The sequence below is a fragment of the Baaleninema simplex PCC 7105 genome (assembly GCF_000332355.1).
GTDB lineage: Bacteria > Cyanobacteriota > Cyanobacteriia > Cyanobacteriales > Geitlerinemataceae > Baaleninema > Baaleninema simplex.
This window is the reverse complement of record NZ_KB235958.1, coordinates 1,830,504-1,836,129: the sequence shown is the minus strand read 5'-3', so window position 1 is coordinate 1,836,129 and position 5,626 is coordinate 1,830,504. Positions and strand designations below refer to the sequence as shown.

Below are 5,626 nucleotides of genomic sequence, written 5' to 3'. Positions count from 1 at the left end.
GTCACAGGGACTTTCGGGCGCACCCGCATCGGTTTCAATCCCTAGAAGGGATTTTTGGGTTTTTCTAACAATACGCTGGCGTTTGCTGTTCGTACAACTTATAGTTTCAATCCCTAGAAGGGATTTTTGGGTTTTTCAACATTCACCGCTCGGAGGGGCGATCGCCGAACTCAGTGTTTCAGTCCCTAGCGGTACTTAAACAAATTTCAAGCCCAAACCAAGCCAAAAACGCGCTTTGTGAGCGGCAAACAGGTCTCGATTCTCGTTCAGCCATGCCACAAAAACGAAAGACGTGGCTGTCCGAAAAGCCTCTAAAGCATCTACAAAAGTTTCCAAAGGTTGGTTCGCCCACTTCCTTCGTAAACCGCCCGTCAACTTATGCCAAAGGATAAAAGTGGGGTCTTCGGAGTTTGTGGTTATAAATGTATACCATAATACAAAAAATTGAAAATTCGAGAGCCAAAACCCTTGAAATCTCGTGAAGTTAGTTTTTCTGTCACCCTAAACTCCGAAGAGCCTAAAAGTGTAGGCACAAAATACCAAAATTAAATGCCGCTGTAAACTCTTCAAACCTCTCGCCTGGCATTCCCTCCAACCCAACCATCCTTTGGCTTCCCGATAGAAGACTTCTACCCAGTTTCGCCCTGAGTAAGTGTTCACGACCCATTCGGCAGTCACTTTTTCGGAGTCTTCATTCGTAGATAAAATAATCAATTTCTGTCGCGTCCGCATAAGAACTTGCATTCATGGCGATAGCAAAGGTTCTTTCTCCTTGTAGACGTGACAGCTCTGCCGTACCCGTCGCCACCCACAGGGTTTTGGGCTTGTTTGAATTTAGAGAAACTGACGTAAAGTCCTCTTCTGGTAAGCTTTTGGCATATTCATCAAGGCGAATCTTTTGCCAATTTTCTCCCGATTGATTCAGCCAGATTTTCCGATTTTTTGGCGTACGGCTCCTAGATACTTCAGTCGGCGAGATTCGAGTCCCTTTAAAAAATTTGTAGTTGTTACCATAGCCGGCATCCATGAGGACGATTCCCGGTCGATACCCTCTCTTTAAACTCCGGTCAATTAATTCTAAGGCGATTTCGGGTTTCTTTTTGAAAGTAGGGATCTTTCTTGCCTGAGGGTAAGGAACTGGCTGGCTGATAGATTTCTACATCCAGAGGCAAATTTTTTTTTGCCATCATAGAGATGGGTCGTTACCGCCACGATTCCGTTGTCGAGCTTGCCGATTTCTCCGATGTACTGTCTTGCCACACCTGCGGTGAAGTTGCCGCTTTTTCGATGTCCTGTATCATCGAGCAGCAAGGCAAATCCCCGACCCACTCGGGTTTGATGGCAGGAGTCCACCACCTTTAAACGACGTTCGTTAATACGCTTCTCCTCCCAAGGGGATTCCGTTATAAAATGATGTAAGCGGTTGTAAACCACTCCCACCGAGTCGTTTGCCATCTGAGTTATGTTTTTTCGCTGGCTTTCCCCGAGTAATCCTCCCAAATAGTGTCTAAACCCCTTTTTTTGTGCTTGGGTTTTGAAGTCGGGGTCGAAACGCTTGCACCACTTCTCAAAGCAGGGTGGCATAGCGGCTGGGGTGGTCTCTCTCATGGGGACACTCTCCACCTTAAATCCTTGTCAGTCAAGGGTTTTGCTTTTATTTTACCTTTTTTACCGTTTAAGTCCCGCTATGGTTTCCGCGTCGGAGATGGGAACAATGCAGCGGGCGTGTTGTGGCGTCACCAGACAATACTGAGATCTAACTCAAAATCCGGTAAGACCGTTTCGCCATCGAGGGTTACGGGGCGATCGCGCAGTTCGGGTTCCTGTCCCTGGCGATAAATTTCTACCGTCTGCCCTTGTCGGTCGATCGACCACCCCAGCTTTACCCCAGCGTCTTGATATTCTGCCATCTTATCCCGCAAGTCTTTGAGGTTGTCGCTGGGAGATTTAAGTTCGAGGACGAAATCGGGGGCGATGGGGGGGAAGGTTTCACGATCGCCTGGGCTGAGGGCTTCCCAGCGATCGCGACGTATCCAGGAAAGATCCGGCGATCGGTTTCCACCGTTGGGAAGTTTGAAGCAGGTGGATGAGTCGAAGATATAGCCCAGTTTGGTGCGATCGTTCCAAATCCCGAGTTTCACGACGAGCAATGCGTTGCGATTTCCGGTTTCGCCGCCAGTGGGGGGCATGACGATCAGTTCTCCTCGGGCGTTTCGCTCGAATTTAATGTCGGGGTGGTTTTCGCACAGTTGCGCGAACTGGCGATCGCTCAGTTGAACGAAGGGGGTGAGGTCGATGGTGTAAGTCAGCATCTTTGAGTGAGGGCGATCGCTGTGTCTGGGAACTGAAGTTGTTTCGATCGTAGCAATGCAATTCCGGATTTGTATTTACATCATGAAACAACGCCCGGAATCGGTTTCGCAACGCTTTCGTGTCATGAATCCGAACGATTTGGGAGTATCGGTCGTGACGGTTGCAGAGTTGGAATATGGCGCTGCAAAAAGCCAAAACTCACAACTTAACCGAGGTCGGTTAGATAATTTTCGTCGTCCGTTTCAAGTGATTGGACTGAGTGAAGAAGATGTGCGAGTATTTTGAGAAATTCGGGCGGATTTGGAACGACGAACAATATGCACGAGTTTGAGCGAATTTCGGGTTTGAAACTTGAGAATTGGGTTGATGTTTGAGCGAGAATGTCGATCGCTTAAAACGGTAAGAATTCGTTGTTTTTTTAACCGACTTTTGAGGAAAAACAATTGATTGCAACCTTCTGAAATGTGGCTGTCACGGCACTACCACTCAAACATTAACGTCACGGTAAATCTCACTGAACGCAGCCGCACAGTTTACGCTCACCAGTACGATCGTGTCATCGTTCGGCTCGCTGCCAAGTGTCCATCGACCGTCGTGCTGGCGCTGAAACACTTCAACGTGCTGGCGATCGCTTGCCACTAAAACATACTCAGATAAGCTCGGAATGACTCGATAGTCGGCGAATTTTTCTGTACGATCGAAGCGTTCGGTAGAAGGCAAAAGAACTTCGATAATTAAACACGGATGGCTGATATAGGGGTCGTCCGAGGGGCGATCGCGATCGTCACAGGTGACGACAATATCAGGGTAGTAAAACACATTTTTCGCCTCGATGTGGGTTTTCATGCCTTCCACAAATGCTCGACAGCCTGTATCGCGCAGGTGGTTGCCCAGGATTAGATGTAGGTTGGCGGTGATGGCATGGTGGTTGCGCGTGCCGCCAGTCATGGCAGATATTTCACCGTCGCGGTATTCGTGGCGGATGGGGCTGATTTCTTCGGCGGCGAGGTAGTCTTCGGGGGAAACGTAGAGGGGATCGGTGGCAAGCATGGTAGGGCGATCGTGGAGTGCGGTGTTGAGGTTAGCTCGATCGTAGCACCTGGGCGAGTAGCAGGTAGGGTGTGTTGCGGCGTCGATAAATCATGGGTTTTGTCGAAAAACATTGACCTCGCCGCAACGCACCGCCCCCACCAACAAACCCTATCAATAAATATGTGAATTTAACCCAAAATTGAATTCGAGTGGACGGTGCGTGACGCGAATATTCCATGAATCTGACAATGCACCCCATTTTTCTACCGCGTCACACGCCCTACCAAAAATGTATTGAAATGGGTTGCGGCGTTTTCCAAAAACCCCGTAGGGTGTGTTGCGCCGTCGATAGATGATGGATTTGTCCGAAAAATGTTGACCTCGCCGCAACGCACCGCCACCACCGACAAATCCCATTAATCAATATTGGTTTTAAAAGAAAAAATCGACCCAGAAAAATGTATCATTCCTGGGGGTTTGTGGAATTTGGATAATGTGATGATGATGTAAGAAATGAACGTGATTGTGGAAATGTGGAGGCGGTGTTGACGACGATTTCCATTTTCTGGTGGCGCACAAAGGTTTATTGTCGCCGCAGGGTACCCTACCCACTTGACATTGCAGCAAGGCGACGAGCGGCTTTCTACCTCACCAGGTTCTGCGTCACCAGACAATGTTGAGGTCTAACTCAAAGCCCGGTAAGACCGTTTCGCCATCGAGGGTTACGGGGCGATCGCGCCATTCTGCTTCCCGTCCCTGACGGTAAATTTCCACGGTCTGCGCCTGTCGGTCGATGAGCCACCCCAGCGTCACCCCAGCATCGAGATATTCCGCCATTTTCTCCCGCAGGGTTTTGATATCGTCGCTGGGGGATTTGAGTTCGAGGACGAAATCGGGGGCGATGGGGGGAAACGTTTCGCGATCGCCCGGGCTGAGGGCTTCCCAGCGATCGCGACGTATCCAGGAGAGATCGGGCGATCGGTTGCCGCCGTTGGGGAGTTTGAAGCAGGTGGACGAGTCAAAGAGATAGCCTAGTTTGGTGCGACGGTTCCAGACCACAAAGTCTGCGGATAGTTCGATATTACGATTGCCGGTTTCGCCGCCAGTGGGGGGCATGACGATGAGTTCTCCTCGGGCGTTACGCTCGAATTTGATGTCGGGGTGGTTGTCGCACAGTTGCGCGAACTGGCGATCGCTCAGTTGAATGAAAGGGGTTAGGTCGATGGTGTAGGTCAGCATCTTTGAGTCCTGAGAGGGTGACAACATAGCTAGACCCCCTGCCTCACAAGGGATAGAGCCTCTAGCCCTCGTTGAAAATGGAGAGATTTGTGAGGCTTCAACGCCATGAGCGCCAACATCCAATCTCTCCAGAACAACACGGATTGACTCCAAGCATAACCGGATAATCCGAGGGAAAAAACACTATGATGAGGAAAACCTTGAGGGGTCAGGTCTGAACGACCTAAATAGGATTGGACGTGAGATTCAAGGAGACGCTGACCCGAACGAGTTGCTAACCAATAGGCTAAAGTCATGAGCAAAAATGAGCGCCAAAAAGTCGCGGAGGACTGACTCGAGTTGACTCAAGATTGTAGCCGCCACTTTTGCAGTCTCGGAACATCATTTCAATGCCCCAACGCGCTCTGTAAATTTGGCGAACTAATTGAGCATCTGAGAGAGTGGTCAGCAATAACCAAGGTTCTTTCCCTCCTTTCCCTCGATAACGACGTTTCCAATAAACGCCGAGATTAAGAGCGCGAACTGGTTCTTCTTTGTTGACATTAACGTTTCAAAGAAGTGATACTGTCCCGGTTGAAAGCCTCGGTGTTTTTAAGGCTTGGCATCGAGTCTTGGCATCCGCCACATAGGTACTTTTCTTCTTGTCGCAATACAGCGTCCGCACCTCGCTTCCTGAGCCAGTCTGCCAGTTTAGCACTCTGAAATTCTCGGTCGCCTACTACCACCACTGGATAAGGTTTTAATAGCTTCAATACCGGCGCTAATATTTTTTGCTTGTTGCCTCAAGGAACTGCTGCCTAATTGGGGTAATAACTCCCAATAGACCGGTAAAGCATGAGTCCCCCAAATTACGAGACACCATGAACAAATTCCGGTCTCTCCATTGAGTTCGGTCAAGGACGACCACCAAATATTTTCGAGACTTTAAGGTGAGTTGAGGACGCGCTCGTCGCTGTTCCCGATTGAGGTGGTTGCCGCGATATTCAGCTTTCAGCCACCTCTTGATAAGGGGAAACCATAACAACTTGGCACTCAACTGAGG

Annotated in this window: 4 protein-coding genes and 3 pseudogenes; 1 reads left to right on the top strand and 6 read right to left on the bottom strand. The window is 49.4% G+C overall.

Annotated features, from left to right (window positions below):
- Positions 1–206: 206 nt before the first annotated feature.
- The 3 genes and pseudogenes from GEI7105_RS37085 to GEI7105_RS0110200 all read right to left on the bottom strand — a co-directional run.
- Positions 207–396 (bottom strand): annotated as a pseudogene (locus GEI7105_RS37085) (IS701 family transposase); the annotation flags it as partial.
- Between the two features lie 129 nt (positions 397–525).
- Positions 526–1,608: pseudogene (locus GEI7105_RS40755) on the bottom strand (IS701 family transposase); the annotation flags it as partial.
- Positions 1,609–1,736: 128 nt separating this feature from the next.
- On the bottom strand, positions 1,737–2,312 hold the full coding sequence (locus tag GEI7105_RS0110200) for a Uma2 family endonuclease (RefSeq protein WP_017660366.1): 576 nt from the start codon (positions 2,310–2,312) through the stop codon (positions 1,737–1,739).
- Positions 2,313–2,394: 82 nt separating this feature from the next.
- On the opposite strand from GEI7105_RS0110200, the gene GEI7105_RS0110195 reads away from it, so the two are divergent.
- Positions 2,395–2,598 (top strand): type II toxin-antitoxin system VapC family toxin, encoded by a 204-nt coding sequence (locus tag GEI7105_RS0110195; protein WP_017660365.1) that lies wholly within the window; start codon positions 2,395–2,397, stop codon positions 2,596–2,598.
- Positions 2,599–2,799: 201 nt separating this feature from the next.
- On the opposite strand, the gene GEI7105_RS0110190 is transcribed toward GEI7105_RS0110195, so the two are convergent.
- The 3 genes and pseudogenes from GEI7105_RS0110190 to GEI7105_RS39810 all read right to left on the bottom strand — a co-directional run.
- Positions 2,800–3,363, bottom strand: coding sequence for a Uma2 family endonuclease (locus GEI7105_RS0110190; RefSeq protein ID WP_017660364.1), 564 nt, complete (start codon positions 3,361–3,363; stop codon positions 2,800–2,802).
- 645 nt (positions 3,364–4,008) lie between these two features.
- Positions 4,009–4,584 carry a Uma2 family endonuclease gene (locus GEI7105_RS0110185; RefSeq protein ID WP_017660363.1) on the bottom strand — a complete coding sequence of 192 codons (576 nt, stop codon included), beginning with the start codon at positions 4,582–4,584 and terminating at the stop codon, positions 4,009–4,011.
- 29 nt (positions 4,585–4,613) lie between these two features.
- Positions 4,614–5,626: pseudogene (locus GEI7105_RS39810) on the bottom strand (IS4 family transposase); the annotation flags it as partial.

Coding starts and splice junctions, on each gene's coding strand:
- GEI7105_RS0110200 (WP_017660366.1), bottom strand. CDS start 2,312: ATGCTGACTTACACCATCGACCTCACCCCCTTCGTTCAACTGAGCGAT.
- GEI7105_RS0110195 (WP_017660365.1), top strand. CDS start 2,395: ATGAAACAACGCCCGGAATCGGTTTCGCAACGCTTTCGTGTCATGAAT.
- GEI7105_RS0110190 (WP_017660364.1), bottom strand. CDS start 3,363: ATGCTTGCCACCGATCCCCTCTACGTTTCCCCCGAAGACTACCTCGCC.
- GEI7105_RS0110185 (WP_017660363.1), bottom strand. CDS start 4,584: ATGCTGACCTACACCATCGACCTAACCCCTTTCATTCAACTGAGCGAT.